This is a genomic window from Erwinia sp. HDF1-3R, assembly GCF_039621855.1.
Lineage (GTDB): Bacteria > Pseudomonadota > Gammaproteobacteria > Enterobacterales > Enterobacteriaceae > Erwinia.
In genome coordinates this window covers 1,276,552-1,289,456 of the sequence record NZ_CP155071.1, presented here as the reverse complement: position 1 = coordinate 1,289,456, position 12,905 = coordinate 1,276,552, and the positions used below count along the sequence as shown (strand labels likewise).

Annotated in this window: 13 protein-coding genes; 9 read left to right on the top strand and 4 right to left on the bottom strand. The window is 60.5% G+C overall.

The genetic code is table 11. The annotated features are described in order from the left end of the window. Window positions 1–18 precede the first annotated feature (18 nt). The 3 genes from AAGR22_RS05770 to AAGR22_RS05760 all read right to left on the bottom strand — a co-directional run bounded on the left by AAGR22_RS05770 (window position 19) and on the right by AAGR22_RS05760 (window position 2,418). Complete coding sequence (locus tag AAGR22_RS05770; RefSeq protein WP_345830862.1) at window positions 19–990, bottom strand: glutathione S-transferase family protein; 972 nt, start codon at window positions 988–990, stop codon at window positions 19–21. Between the two features lie 11 nt (window positions 991–1,001). Continuing rightward, the gene (locus AAGR22_RS05765; RefSeq protein ID WP_345830860.1) at window positions 1,002–1,409 is read right to left on the bottom strand and encodes a DoxX family protein; all 408 of its coding nucleotides are present in this window, start codon (window positions 1,407–1,409) and stop codon (window positions 1,002–1,004) included. A 100-nt stretch (window positions 1,410–1,509) separates the two neighbouring features. Further along, entirely contained in the window at window positions 1,510–2,418 is a 909-nt protein-coding gene (locus AAGR22_RS05760; RefSeq protein ID WP_345830858.1) for a LysR substrate-binding domain-containing protein, read from the bottom strand. A 204-nt stretch (window positions 2,419–2,622) separates the two neighbouring features. On the opposite strand from AAGR22_RS05760, the gene AAGR22_RS05755 reads away from it, so the two are divergent. The 9 genes from AAGR22_RS05755 (at window position 2,623) to crtB (ending at window position 12,089) form a co-directional block, all read left to right on the top strand. Beyond that, entirely contained in the window at window positions 2,623–3,387 is a 765-nt protein-coding gene (locus tag AAGR22_RS05755; protein ID WP_345830856.1) for an SDR family oxidoreductase, read from the top strand. 189 nt (window positions 3,388–3,576) lie between these two features. Then, entirely contained in the window at window positions 3,577–4,341 is a 765-nt protein-coding gene (locus AAGR22_RS05750) for an SDR family oxidoreductase (protein ID WP_345830855.1), read from the top strand. A gap of 40 nt (window positions 4,342–4,381) precedes the next feature. Beyond that, window positions 4,382–4,936, top strand: a complete 555-nt coding sequence (locus AAGR22_RS05745) for a YtfJ family protein (RefSeq protein ID WP_345830854.1) — start codon at window positions 4,382–4,384, stop codon at window positions 4,934–4,936. 188 nt (window positions 4,937–5,124) lie between these two features. Then, on the top strand, window positions 5,125–6,030 hold the full coding sequence (locus tag AAGR22_RS05740; protein WP_067705034.1) for a polyprenyl synthetase family protein: 906 nt from the start codon (window positions 5,125–5,127) through the stop codon (window positions 6,028–6,030). Between the two features lie 111 nt (window positions 6,031–6,141). Then, on the top strand, window positions 6,142–7,185 hold the full coding sequence (gene fni / locus AAGR22_RS05735; RefSeq protein ID WP_345830852.1) for a type 2 isopentenyl-diphosphate Delta-isomerase: 1,044 nt from the start codon (window positions 6,142–6,144) through the stop codon (window positions 7,183–7,185). Beyond that, on the top strand, window positions 7,182–8,453 hold the full coding sequence (locus AAGR22_RS05730; RefSeq protein WP_345830851.1) for a glycosyltransferase: 1,272 nt from the start codon (window positions 7,182–7,184) through the stop codon (window positions 8,451–8,453). Before fni ends, AAGR22_RS05730 begins: the two co-directional genes overlap by 4 nt. After that, window positions 8,450–9,616, top strand: a complete 1,167-nt coding sequence (gene crtY, locus AAGR22_RS05725) for a lycopene beta-cyclase CrtY (protein ID WP_345830850.1) — start codon at window positions 8,450–8,452, stop codon at window positions 9,614–9,616. The genes AAGR22_RS05730 and crtY overlap by 4 nt, the downstream gene beginning before the upstream one ends. Next, complete coding sequence (locus AAGR22_RS05720) at window positions 9,613–11,094, top strand: phytoene desaturase (protein ID WP_345830848.1); 1,482 nt, start codon at window positions 9,613–9,615, stop codon at window positions 11,092–11,094. Before crtY ends, AAGR22_RS05720 begins: the two co-directional genes overlap by 4 nt. After that, a complete protein-coding gene (gene crtB / locus AAGR22_RS05715) occupies window positions 11,091–12,089 on the top strand; it encodes a 15-cis-phytoene synthase CrtB (protein ID WP_345830846.1) in 999 nt (332 codons plus the stop codon). The genes AAGR22_RS05720 and crtB overlap by 4 nt, the downstream gene beginning before the upstream one ends. On the opposite strand, the gene AAGR22_RS05710 is transcribed toward crtB, so the two are convergent. Further along, window positions 12,028–12,561 (bottom strand): sterol desaturase family protein, encoded by a 534-nt coding sequence (locus AAGR22_RS05710; RefSeq protein ID WP_067705011.1) that lies wholly within the window; start codon window positions 12,559–12,561, stop codon window positions 12,028–12,030. The two genes, crtB and AAGR22_RS05710, sit on opposite strands and share 62 nt — an antisense overlap. Window positions 12,562–12,905: the final 344 nt, after the last annotated feature.

Genomic DNA, 12,905 nt, shown 5'->3' with positions numbered 1-12,905 from the left:
TAAGGAGTTTTTTCACGGTTACAGACTCTCCTGCAGGCCGTAGTCACTCAGGTCTGGCCCAACGGGCACAATGCCGGTGGGGTTCAGCGCCCTGATAGAGTAATAGCCCTGTTTAATGTGATCGATACTGACCGTCTCGCGCACGCCCGCGACCGCCAGCACGCTTTGGGTATAGGCATGCAGACAGGCATACTCCCGGAGCTGACGGATATTGCATTTGAACAGGCCATGATAAGCCGCATCAAAGCGAATCAGCGTCACGAACAGGCGAATATCCGCCTCGGTGAATCGCTCGCCGGTCAGAAAGCGGCGTCCGTCGCTCAAACGCTGCTCCAGCTTATCCAGCATGCTGAACACATCGCGACAGGCTTCCTGATAGCTTATCTGCGTGGTGGCGAAGCCCGCACGGTAAACGCCGTTGTTCAGCAGCGGATAAATCTCCGCGTTCAGGGACTCAATCTCCTGCTGGAGGCCGGCTGGGAAAAGGTCAAACTCCGCACTGGCCAGCTCACCAAAGCCGCTGTTAAACATCCGCACAATATCCGCGGACTCATTGCTCACGATCGTCTGGGTCTTTTTATCCCACAGCACCGGCACGGTGGCCCGGCCCGTATAGTCCGCATCCGCACGGGTGTAGATCTGATGCATCCACTCGGCCTGATTCAGCGTATCCCGGTTAGCGCCGGGATAGTCACCAAAGTGCCAGCCCTGATCCAGCAGCCAGGGCTCGACTACCGATACGCTGACGACCTCATTAAGTCCTTTCAGGCTGCGGGCGATCAGGGTGCGTGAGGCCCAGGGGCAGATCAGCGCAACATAGAGATGATACCGTCCCGCTTCGGCCTGAAAGCCACCCTTGCCGGTCACCCCCGGCGCACCGTCCGGGGTTATCCAGCTGCGAAAGCTGGAGGTCTGGCGGACAAAGCCGCCCTTCTCATCTTTTGCCTGAACGGGATGCCAGTCGGCGGTCCATTGTCCATTTACCAGCATGGGGCTACTCCTTATCCTCTGACGGCGGTGGGCTTAAGGGCATATTTTCCGTCGCCGGTCAGGGCAAGCGCAATCAGGCCCACTATCCAGAATGCCGGGAATTCCCAGCCGCCGTTAGGGTTAGTAAAGAAGAAGCCCGCCGGACCGTGAACGGTGAAGATGGCACCGAGCAGGATGGGGATCAGCACCACGGCGACGATGCGGCTATAGATGCCTAAAATCAGGGCGATAGCCCCCACCAGCTCCACGGCCATCGTTAGCCAGGCCAGACCGCCCGGCAGTCCGAGCGAGGTAAAGAACTTTACGGTGCCTGCGGGAGTAAAAACAAAAAATTTCAGGCTGAAGTGAGCCAAAAACAGGATGCCCAGCGCGAGGCGCAGGATTAAAGCAGCCCAGGGTGCAGTACGATTGTCAGTCATGGTCTTTCCTCTCTGTGAGTTGATAAGAGAAAAGTAACTTATTTCCACTGAGATGATTATCCCCTCAAAAAGGGGATGTTTTGTTCCATATTGGAAATAATCACCAGCCTTTCTCCCACTCCGGCTCGCCCGCGAACGCCTCGACCAGGAAATCGATCAGGGTGCGGGAGCGGTGCGCCAGGTATTTTGCCGGCGGGTAGAGGGCGAAAAGGCCCAGCGGCGGGATTTCATAAGATACCAGTACCGGCACAATGGTTTTATTGCGCAGGGCTTCCCCCGCGACAAAGGCGGGCAGACGGGCGATACCCAGTCCAGCGCATGCCGCCTGCAAACACACTTCGGCGTTTGAAAACTTCAGGCGGGCGTTGACCGGCTCCTGAACCGTCTGCTCACCCTGTAAAAAAGGCCAGCGGAAAGGATCGCGGAAGTTGGTATCGATTATACAGTCATGCTGTGAAAGTTCGCCCCAGTGGGAGGGCGTGCCGCGCTGCTTAAGATAGTCCGGCGAGGCCACGGCGATAATACGGATATCACACAGCTTTCTGGCCATCAGCGCACTGTCGTTTAGCTTGCCGATGCGCAGCGCCAGGTCAAATCCTTCGTCCACCACGTTAACCACCCGGTCGGCAAAGCTGACGTCCAGTTCAATACCCGGATAGCGCCGGGCAAAGTCGATCAGCGGCTGGGTAAGCTGGGTGGTGCCAAAGGTCACCGGCGCGGAGACGCGCACCCTGCCGGAGGGGGAGTCTGAGGTGGTGCGCACGGAATCATTCAGGGCATCGTACTCAGCCAGCAGGACCCTGACCTTTTCGTAGTACGCTCTGCCGACATCAGTAGCGGTCAGCGCCCGGGTGCTGCGCCGGAAAAGCTGCACGCCCAGCTCCTTTTCCAGACGTGAGATCAGCTTCGACGCCTGGCCGTGGCTGGTGCCCAAACGCTGCGCCGCGGCCGTAAAACTTCCGGTTTCCATCACGCCAATAAACATCCTGTCGCAATCCAGTCTTTCCACTTTGCTTCCTCACCACTCGCTTAGCCGGAAACTAACATAGCCCTATCGGCGCGGTGAGTCATCCGACAGATGCACAATTTGAAATTTTGCGCCTGATGTAACAACGGGTTATCAACAGGATGGAACAGACCTTGCACTTATTTCCGGGATTGCCAGGCTTACATTGATGATTTAATGCACTAATCACGTTAACCGGAGGTTCAGATGGCACGCTTTCAGCAAAAGGTCGTGGTGGTCACCGGGGCGGGTTCTGGTATTGGCGAGGCCACGGCGCAGCGCTTTGCCCTTGAGGGCGCGTCGGTCGTGCTGGCAGGCCGCACGGTTGAAAAACTACACAGCACGCTGGCAACCCTCGCGCCGGGAGACCATCTGGTTGCCCCCTGTGACGTCTCGCAGGCGGACCAGGTGCAGGCGCTGTCGCACAACGTCCAGGCTAAGTATGGCCGGGTCGATGTGTTGGTGAACAATGCGGCCATCGTTGTACAGGGACGCATTCACGACATCGCGCCTGAGGAGTGGAAAAATCTCATGGCCATCAATCTAGATGGCGTTTTTTACTGCGTACACTACTTTATGCCCGCCCTGCTTATCACCAAAGGTAATGTGGTCAATGTCTCCTCTATCTCTGGCCTGCGAGGCGACTGGGGCATAAGCGTATACAATGCGGCAAAGGGGGCCGTCAGCAACTTCACCCGCGCGCTGGCGCTGGACTACGGCGCAGACGGCGTGCGCGTCAACGCTATCTGCCCCGGCCTGACCATGACGGCCCTGACCGAACGGATCATGAACGCGCCACAGCTGTTGGAAAAGTTCACCCAGCGCATCCCATTAAATCGCGCAGGGGAACCCGCGGATATCGCCAGCGCCATTGCTTTTATCGCCAGCGATGATGCGCGCTATATCACCGGCGTCAATCTGCCGGTTGATGGCGGCGTTACCGCCTCTAACGGTCAGCCCGCCCAGGGGTAGTCCTGCCCGCCCAGGGGTAGTCCTGCCCGCTGCCCGCTGCCCGCGGCCCGGCATGATTTATGCAAAAAACCCTGTGCAATTACAACTAATTAGCCCTCCCGCGCCGCGCCTTCACTTGCACTTCGCGCTAAGCCTGCCAGGCTTATACCCATGATTTAATTCGGTAATAATGATGAACAGGAGTTCAAAATGGCACGTTTTCAGCAAAAAGTAGTCGTCATCACCGGGGCAGGTTCAGGTATTGGCGAAGCCGCGGCGCAGCGCTTCGCCCGCGAAGGCGCATCGGTGGTACTGGTAGGCCGTACCGCTGAAAAGCTGGAAAAAACGCTGACCACGCTGACCCAGGGCGATCATCTGGTGGCCCCCTGTGACGTCGCCGACGCGGGCCAGGTCCAGACGCTTGCGCGCAAGGTGCAGGATAAGTATGGCCGGGTGGACGTGCTGGTGAATAACGCCGGCATTATCGTTCAGGGGCGCATTCATGAAATCGCGCTTGAAGACTGGAAAAAGCTGATGGGCGTTGATTTGAACGGTGTATTCCACTGCGTCCACTACTTTATGCCCGCGCTGCTGAAAACCAAAGGCAACGTCGTGAATATCTCCTCCGTTTCCGGCCTGGGCGGCGACTGGGGTATGAGCGTCTATAACGCAGCGAAAGGCGCGGTGACCAACTTTACCCGTTCGCTGGCAATGGATTACGGCGCAGACGGCGTACGCGTCAATGCCGTCTGTCCCGGTCTGACCATGACCGATCTGACGGAAGGGATGAAGGATGACCAGCAGCTGCTGAATAAATTCTATGAGCGTATCCCGCTAAACCGCGCGGGTGAGCCGGAAGATATCGCTAACGCGATTGCCTTTATCGCCAGCGATGACGCCCGTTACATTACCGGGGTCAATCTGCCGGTAGACGGGGGCATCATGGCCTCAAACGGACAGCCTAAGCAGGCATAAGCCCGCCTTCCCTGCGCAGGGCGGCTTAATGGAGAGATGCATGTCGGCTCGTCTACTGGTTGTCGCCCTTGCCCTGTTTCTGCCCTTCTCCGCGCTGGCGAACCTGTTTACGGTTGGCCAGCGCCTTCCTCCTGTAGGCGTATATGATGCAGGCGAAGTGATCGCCAGCGCCGGAGATATGGACTACCGGCCCTGGAACAGCGTCGGGTTAACCGGCAGGGTGCGCGTGGTGATGCATCTGGCCGGACGGCTTTCTGCCAGAGACGAAAATGCGCCGCTGAGTGCGGCGTTAGCGGCGGCTCACCTGCCACCCGCGCGCTTCCAGACGTCAATCATTGTTAACGCAGACGATGCCATCCCCGGCAGCGCCGTATTCGTGCGCGCCAGCCTGCGGTCCGCCAAACGCGAGTCGCCCTCGACACAGTTTATTATCGACAATCGCGGCGCGGTTAAGCGCGCCTGGCAACTGACCCCCGGCAGTGCAGCCGTGGTGGTGGTCGATAGCGCGGGCCTCATTCGCTTTGCCAAAGAGGGTGCGCTGACGCCTGCGGAGATCAATCAGGTTTTGTCGCTGCTGCACCAACTGCTGCAATAAGCCGCTGAAACGCAGGCGCGGATTGCTCCATACGGCCCCCATCCTGCATCAGTTAAGCTTTTTTTCATCGTTTATCAGCGCAATTTCTAAATAATACTCTAGCCTTATCAACAAGGACCGTGCATTTATTCCTGTAGCGTCCATTCGCTTTCCGGCCCATTAATTTACTGATTCGATTAAGAGTGACCATGACAGTGTTAGCAGAAAAATCCCCCGATATGGATACCGAATTGCTGGCGCTGCGTGAGGCCCTGGAGCGGCGGCTCGACTCGTTGCTGCCTGCCGGTGGCGAGCGGGACCGCGTAAGGGCTGCTATGCGCGAAGGCACGCTGACGCCTGGAAAGCGCATGCGTCCCCTGCTGCTGCTGCTGGCCGCCTGTGATTTGGGGTGTGATAAAAGCCACCCCGGCCTGCTTGATTTAGCCTGCGCCGTAGAGATGATCCATGCCGCCTCGCTGATCCTTGATGATATTCCCTGCATGGATAACGCCCTGCTGCGTCGTGGCCGGGCCACCATTCACCGTCAGTTTGGCGAGGACGTGGCGGTGCTGGCTGCCGTCGCCCTGCTAAGCAGCGCCTTTGGCACCGTCGCGGCCGCAGAGGGGTTATCAGGAAACTGTCGCGCGCAGGCGGTGGCGGAGCTGTCTGCCGCCGTCGGTTTGCAGGGGCTGGTACAGGGTCAGTTTCAGGATCTTAAAGAAGGCGGTGCATGCCGCAGCAGTGAAGCTATCGCCACCACAAATGATTTGAAAACCAGCATGCTGTTTGACGCCACCATCCAGATGGCGGCGCTGGCCGCCGATGCGCCCCCTGTCGTGCGCCAGAAGCTGCGCGGCTTCGCACAGGATCTGGGGCAGGCGTTCCAGCTCCTTGACGATCTGGCCGACAGCCATAGCGGCTCCGGCAAAGATCTGAATCAGGATGCGGGCAAATCGACCCTGGTGGCCCTGCTGGGTGCCGAAGAGGTACACCGCCGCCTGCAAAATCACCTGCACAGTGCCGATCGGCACTTTGCCTTCGTCTGTCATCAGGGGCTGGCGACCCGGCGCTTTATGCACCGCTGGTTCAACCAGCAGCTGGCCACGTTGCGTTAACGTCTGTTTAAACGGGTGCCTGCGCGGGTGTTGAGCCTGTGTGGTTTGTCAGAAACCGCCCGCCGTAGTGACGCCTGCAAATGACCGAATAATGGATTCACCGGAGTACCCATGAAGGACGCGGATCTGATTCAGCGTAAAAACGATCACCTGGATATCGTGCTTAACCCGGCGCGCGCCGTCAGCAGGATCCGTACAGGATTTGACCACTGGCGTTTTGAGCACTGCGCCCTGCCCGAAATTGATTTTGATCGTATCGATCTCAGCACCTCTCTGTTTGGCAGGCCGATGAAAGCGCCGATTATGATCGGGTCAATGACCGGAGGAGCCCGTCGCGCCCAGGAGATTAATCTTCACCTGGCGTCCACGGCGCAGACGCTGGGCCTGGCGATGGGCGTCGGCTCGCAGCGGGTGGCGCTGGAGAGCGACGTCAATTTCGGCCTGAACAAAAATTTACGCGCTATTGCGCCGGACATCCCACTGATGGCTAACCTCGGCGCGGCGCAGATCGCCGGCCCAACCGGGCTGGACTATGCGCGTCGTGCGGTAGAGATGATTGAGGCCGATGCCCTGATCGTGCATCTCAACCCGCTCCAGGAAGCGCTGCAAAACGGCGGGGACCGCGACTGGCGTGGCGTACTGTCCGCCATTGCCGGGCTGGTTAAGCAGCTGGCAGTGCCGGTGGTGGTCAAAGAGGTCGGTGCCGGGCTCTCGCCTGACGTGGCCCGTCGGCTGGCTGAGGCGGGCGTGACCCTGCTGGACGTGGCTGGCGCGGGCGGCACCAGCTGGGCGGCGGTGGAGGGCGAGCGCGCCACCAGCGCGCAGCAGCGTGCCGTCGCCATGGCCTTCGCCGACTGGGGCATTCCCACCAGCGAGGCGCTGCGGGGAATACGCGCCGCCCTGCCCGACCTGCCCCTGATCGCCTCTGGCGGGATTGTTGACGGCATTGATATTGCCAAAGCCATTGCCCTGGGCGCGGATGTGGTCGGCCTTGCCGCCGCGATACTCCCCAGCGCCACCGCGTCAGAACAGGCCGTCACGGCGTTTTTCCAGGTACTGATTGCGCAGCTGCAAACCGCCTGCTTCTGCACCGGCAGCACTAACCTGCGCGAGCTGCGTCACGCGCCGATGCACTACGCAGGAAGCGGGGCATGAGCCACTACGCCGTGGTTGCGCCGCCGCTTTTCAGCCACGTGCGCGCGCTCCAGGCCCTGGCGCAGGCGCTGATGGCGCGGGGACATCGCATCACTTTTATTCAGCCGCCCGAAGCGCGAAGCCTGCTCAGCGACGCAAACATCGCTTTCGAGCCGGTAGAGAACCTGCCTGCGGGCACGCCCACCCGCGCCTTCAGGCTGACCGTTAACCCGCGAAGCCTCTCCCTCTTCGGCGTGATTGATGATATGGCCCACGCCACCGATCGGCTCTGCTGCGCCCTGCCTGCCATCCTGAACAGACTGGCGGTGGACGGCCTGATCGTCGACCAGATGGAGCCTGCCGGTGGGCTGGTCGCCGACGCGCTGGGGCTCCCTTTTGTCTCGGTTGCCTGCGCCCTGCCGGTTAACCGCGAGGCGGGCCTGCCGCTGCCGGTTATGCCGTTTGCCTGGGGCACCGATCGCCGGGCGCAAAAACTTTATCATTCCAGCCAGCAGGTCTACGACTGGATGATGCGCGGACATACCAGGATCATTAATCGCCATGCGCGCGCCTTTGGCCTGACGCCCCGCCAGGGATTGCACGACTGCCTGTCGCCGCTGGCGCAAATCAGCCAGACCCTGCCCGCGCTGGATTTCCCCCGTCGCGCGCTGCCCGCCGGATTTCATGCCGTCGGGCCGCTGCGATCCCCAGGCAAAACGGGCAGGGCAGCCTGGCCGCTGGATCCCTCCCGGCCCTTTATTTTTGCCTCACTCGGCACCCTGCAGGGGCATCGTTTCCGTCTGTTCAACACTATCGCCCGCGCCTGTCGCCGCCTGGACGCCCAGCTGCTTATCGCCCACTGCGGCGGCCTCAATTCGCGCGAAGTGGAAAAATTACGTCACGCCGGTGCCAGCTGGGTCACAGACTTTGCCGATCAGGATGCCGTTTTGCGTCAGGCGCAGGCGGTGGTGACGCACGGCGGCCTGAATACCGTGGCCGACGCGGTGAAAAATATCACGCCAATCCTTGCCATTCCGATCGCCTTTGATCAGCCCGGCGTTGCCGCGCGCGTCGCCTGGAGCGGCACTGGACGGCGCGCCTCTCGTTTCAGCAGCAGCAAAACGCTGGCGCACCATCTCGACGCGCTGTTAAACGACAATCGCTACCGGGAAAACCTGTCAGCCATGCAGACTCAGCTCAGCAGCGCGGGTGGCGCGTCTGCCGCCGCACTCATCGTCGAGCAGGCGTTAAGCCCGCGTTTTTCCACAGCGGATAAGGTGGCACCGTGAAGAAATCGGATGTGATCCTGCTGGGCGGCGGCCTGGCCAATGGCCTTATCGCCCTGCGCTTAGCGCAGCGTCAGCCCACGCTCCGCGTGTTAATGCTGGAGGAAAGCGCGCGTTGCGGCGGTAACCACACCTGGTCCTTTCATCAAAGCGACCTGACGCCTGAACAGCAGGAGTGGATCGACCCGCTGGTCGCCCACCGCTGGGACGGCTATGACGTGCAGTTTCCACAGCTGACCCGCACCCTGCCCGGCGGCTATATGACGGTAACCGCCGGGCGCTTCGCCGGGGTTGTCGAACAGGCCCTGGGCGACAATCTGCTGACGGGGTGTCCGGCCATCCCGCTCTCCGCGAACAGCGTCCAGCTCGCTGACGGGCAGATCCTGCGGGCAAAAGCGGTAATAGATGGCCGTGGCTATCAGCCCGGTCCCGCGCTGACGGTCGGCAGTCAGGCCTTTTTTGGCCAGCAGTGGCGGCTGGCCCGGCCACATGGCCTGACCCACCCCATTCTGATGGACGCCACGGTGGATCAGCGGGCGGGCTATCGCTTTGTCTATACCCTGCCACTCACGCCGGATACGCTGCTGATTGAGGATACGCACTATATTGACAGCGCGGCGCTGGACGCCGATCGGGCGCGGCAGCGTATTGCAGACTATGCCGCTGAAAAAGGCTGGCTGTTACAGGAGCTGGAGCGCGAGGAGCAGGGCATTCTGCCCATTACGCTGGCGGGTCAGCCTGGGGCATTCTGGCGACAGCGCGACGGACTGCCGTGCAGCGGCCTGCGCGCCGGGCTTTTTCACCCGACCACCGGCTACTCACTGCCGCTGGCTGTTCAGCTGGCCGATCTGATCGCCAGCCAGCCCTCGCCGGATAGCGCCCAGCTGTTCCGACTCATTCAGGATTTTGCGCTACGCCAGTGGCGGCATCAGCGCTTTTTCCGCCTGCTAAACCGCATGCTTTTCCTGGCCGGTCCTCCGGCCGGGCGCTGGCGCGTCATGCAGCGCTTTTACGGCCTTAGCGACGGGCTGATTGCCCGCTTCTATGCCGGTCACCCTACCCACTTTGACCGGGTACGGATCCTGTCGGGCAAGCCGCCGGTTCCGGTAGGCGAAGCCCTGCGCGCCATCCTTAAACATCACCCCAGGCTGCGAGCCCTTAAATGAAAAGAACAATTGTTGTAGGAGCCGGCTTCGGCGGGCTGGCATTAGCCATTCGGCTACAGTCGGCGGGCATTCCCACGCTGCTGCTTGAAGGGCGAGACAAGCCCGGCGGGCGCGCTTACGTCTACCAGGATCAGGGTTTTACCTTTGACGCCGGGCCAACGGTGATTACCGATCCCACCGCCATTGAGGAGCTGTTTGCCCTGACCGGTAAACGCATGGCAGATTACGTCGAACTGCTGCCGGTTAAACCCTTTTATCGCCTCTGCTGGGAAACGGGCCGGGTGCTGGACTACGATAACGATCAGCCTGCACTGGAGGCGCAGATCGCCCGCTTCAATCCCCGCGATGTAGCGGGCTATCAGCGTTTTCTCGACTATTCGCGCGCGGTGTTTAAAGAGGGCTACCTGAAACTCGGCACCGTCCCCTTTCTCTCTTTCCGCGATATGCTGCGTGCCGGGCCTCAGCTGGCCCGCCTCCAGGCCTGGCGCAGCGTCTACAGCATGGTTGCCTCGTTTATTGAGGACGAACACCTGCGTCAGGCTTTCTCTTTTCACTCGCTGCTGGTCGGCGGCAACCCCTTTACCACCTCCTCCATTTACACCCTGATCCACGCCCTGGAGCGGGAATGGGGCGTGTGGTTCCCCCGGGGCGGAACCGGGGCGCTGGTGCAGGGCATGGTGAAGCTGTTTGAGGATCTCGGCGGAAAAATTGAGCTGAACGCGGAGGTTGATCGGCTGGAAACCCAGGGCGATAAGATTTCAGCGGTTCACCTGACCGATGGTCGCCGTATTGATACGCCCGCCGTCGCCTCAAATGCGGATGTAGTGCATACCTATGAAAAGCTGCTCGGCCACCACCCCAGAGGTGCGGCGCGCGCGACCTCTCTTAAGCGTAAGCGCATGAGCAACTCTCTGTTCGTGCTCTACTTCGGGCTTAATCATCATCACAGCCAGCTGGCGCACCATACGGTATGCTTCGGCCCGCGCTACGAAGAGCTGATCAGCGATATTTTTACCCGCAACAGCCTGGCCGACGACTTTTCGCTCTATCTGCATGCCCCCTGCGTCACCGACCCGTCGCTGGCCCCGCCGGGCTGCGGCAGCTACTACGTGCTGGCCCCCGTGCCGCACCTGGGTACTGCCGATCTCGACTGGGACGTGGAAGGGCCGCGCCTGCGCGATCGCATCTTCGACTATCTGGAGGAGCGCTATATGCCTGGCCTGCGCCAGCAGCTGGTCACCCACCGGATGTTTACCCCCTTCGATTTTCGCGACGAACTGGGCGCACATCTTGGTTCGGCCTTCTCGGTAGAACCGATTCTGACCCAAAGCGCCTGGTTCCGCCCACATAACCGCGACAGTCACATTACTAACCTCTACCTGGTGGGCGCCGGCACACACCCCGGCGCAGGCGTACCGGGCGTGATCGGCTCCGCCAAGGCCACCGCCGGCCTGATGCTGGAGGATTTAGCCCCTTGAATCAGCCTTTACTTACTCACGCTACCCAGACTATGGCGGTCGGCTCGAAAAGCTTTGCGTCCGCCTCAAAGCTGTTTGACGCAAAGACGCGTCGCAGCGCGCTGATGCTCTATGCCTGGTGCCGTCACTGCGACGACGTTATAGATGGCCAGGAGCTGGGTTTCAGCCGTGACGGGGCGGAATACAGTCCTCACTCTGCGTTTAGCAACCCGCTATCTGACAGCCCGGACGCTGGCGCGGGCTACGTAACCGCTGACAGCAGCCCGGAGCAGCGGCTGGAAAGGCTTAAAGTCCTCACCCATCAGGCGCTTAGCGGCGCCCCTGTGTCGGAACCCGCCTTTGCCGCCTTTCAGGAAGTAGCCCTGGCCAGCGCCATTCCAGAACGGCTGGCTTTCGATCACCTTGAAGGTTACGCCATGGACGTGCGGGGCGAGGCTTATTACACCCTTGATGACACCCTGCGCTACTGCTATCACGTAGCCGGGGTCGTCGGGCTGATGATGGCGCAGGTGATGGGCGTGCGCGATCCCGCCGTGCTGGATCGGGCCTGCGATCTTGGGCTGGCCTTTCAGCTCACCAATATTGCGCGTGATATTGTGGAAGATGCCCACGGCGGGCGCTGCTACCTGCCTACTCGCTGGCTGGCTGAAGAGGGTATGGACAGGGCGAACTATGCCAGCCCAGTCAACCGGGCCGCGCTGGCAAGAGTATCCCGGCGGCTGGTCGACGCCGCCGAGCCTTACTATCAGTCGGCCCGGGCGGGCCTGACCGGATTGCCACTTCGCTCCGCCTGGGCGATTGCTACTGCCCGTGGCGTCTACCGGGAGATCGGCGTCAAGGTCAGCAACGCCGGAGAACAGGCCTGGGACCGGCGTCAGGGCACCAGCAAAGGCGAGAAACTGGGGCTACTGCTCTCGGGGGCTGGGCTGGCGCTTACTTCTCGTCTTGCGAAGCCGGGCCCGCGTCCCGATTCGCTCTGGCAGCGTCCTCGCTGACCGGCTTACCGTGCCGCTGGCGCAGCGTTTTTTGCAGCTTCGACAGCGGCGGCGCATACAGGAATCCGAAAGAGACGCAGCCCTCGCGGCCCCGGACGGCGTGATGCAGACGATGCGCCATATAGAGACGCTTCAGGTAGCCGCGCCGGGGTATATAGCGAAACGGCCAGCGCTGGTGCACCAGCCCGTCGTGAACGATAAAATAGAGCGCGCCGTAGGCGGTCATGCCCGCACCAATCCACTGGAGTGGCCAGACGCCGGTACTGCCCAGATAGATCAGCACAATGGCAAGCACCGCAAAGACCACCGCATAAAGGTCATTTAACTCCAGCCCGCCCTTATGTGGCCGGTGATGAGAATGATGCCAGCCCCACCCCCAGCTATGCATAATGTACTTATGGGCCAGTGCCGCCACCACTTCCATCACGATGATGGTAAACAGCACGATTAATGCGTTGTACAACAGCTGCATCTTATTCGCTCTTCTCCGGTTCGATGGCAGTAAGCTTAATAGATAAACTGCCCGACGACTGAGTTTTACTGAATTAACGCTTTGTTTCTGAGCCAGGCAGAGCCATACGCTGAATTAACTGCGTGACTTAACGGCGGATGGGGGAATGCTAACCACGAAGGTCAGGGAAAACCTTGAAATTGGGGGCGTTGTGCCAAAGAGGCTACTCGCTTATGGTGAGCAAAGCTGACGTGTGCTGAACGGAAGGTTTAACGGTAAGTGCAAGTGCGAAAAGGTTTTTTTATCGTTTTTTTATTAATTATATTGCGTATTCCCTGGTGGATCTCTTAGCTATCGATGTGGGT

What these genes read in the sequence shown, in the direction of transcription:
- AAGR22_RS05770 (WP_345830862.1), bottom strand. Translation starts at nt 990, where the DNA reads ATGCTGGTAAATGGACAATGGACCGCCGACTGGCATCCCGTTCAGGCA.
- AAGR22_RS05765 (WP_345830860.1), bottom strand. Translation starts at nt 1,409, where the DNA reads ATGACTGACAATCGTACTGCACCCTGGGCTGCTTTAATCCTGCGCCTC.
- AAGR22_RS05755 (WP_345830856.1), top strand. Translation starts at nt 2,623, where the DNA reads ATGGCACGCTTTCAGCAAAAGGTCGTGGTGGTCACCGGGGCGGGTTCT.
- AAGR22_RS05750 (WP_345830855.1), top strand. Translation starts at nt 3,577, where the DNA reads ATGGCACGTTTTCAGCAAAAAGTAGTCGTCATCACCGGGGCAGGTTCA.
- AAGR22_RS05745 (WP_345830854.1), top strand. Translation starts at nt 4,382, where the DNA reads ATGTCGGCTCGTCTACTGGTTGTCGCCCTTGCCCTGTTTCTGCCCTTC.
- AAGR22_RS05740 (WP_067705034.1), top strand. Translation starts at nt 5,125, where the DNA reads ATGACAGTGTTAGCAGAAAAATCCCCCGATATGGATACCGAATTGCTG.
- fni (WP_345830852.1), top strand. Translation starts at nt 6,142, where the DNA reads ATGAAGGACGCGGATCTGATTCAGCGTAAAAACGATCACCTGGATATC.
- AAGR22_RS05730 (WP_345830851.1), top strand. Translation starts at nt 7,182, where the DNA reads ATGAGCCACTACGCCGTGGTTGCGCCGCCGCTTTTCAGCCACGTGCGC.
- AAGR22_RS05720 (WP_345830848.1), top strand. Translation starts at nt 9,613, where the DNA reads ATGAAAAGAACAATTGTTGTAGGAGCCGGCTTCGGCGGGCTGGCATTA.
- AAGR22_RS05710 (WP_067705011.1), bottom strand. Translation starts at nt 12,561, where the DNA reads ATGCAGCTGTTGTACAACGCATTAATCGTGCTGTTTACCATCATCGTG.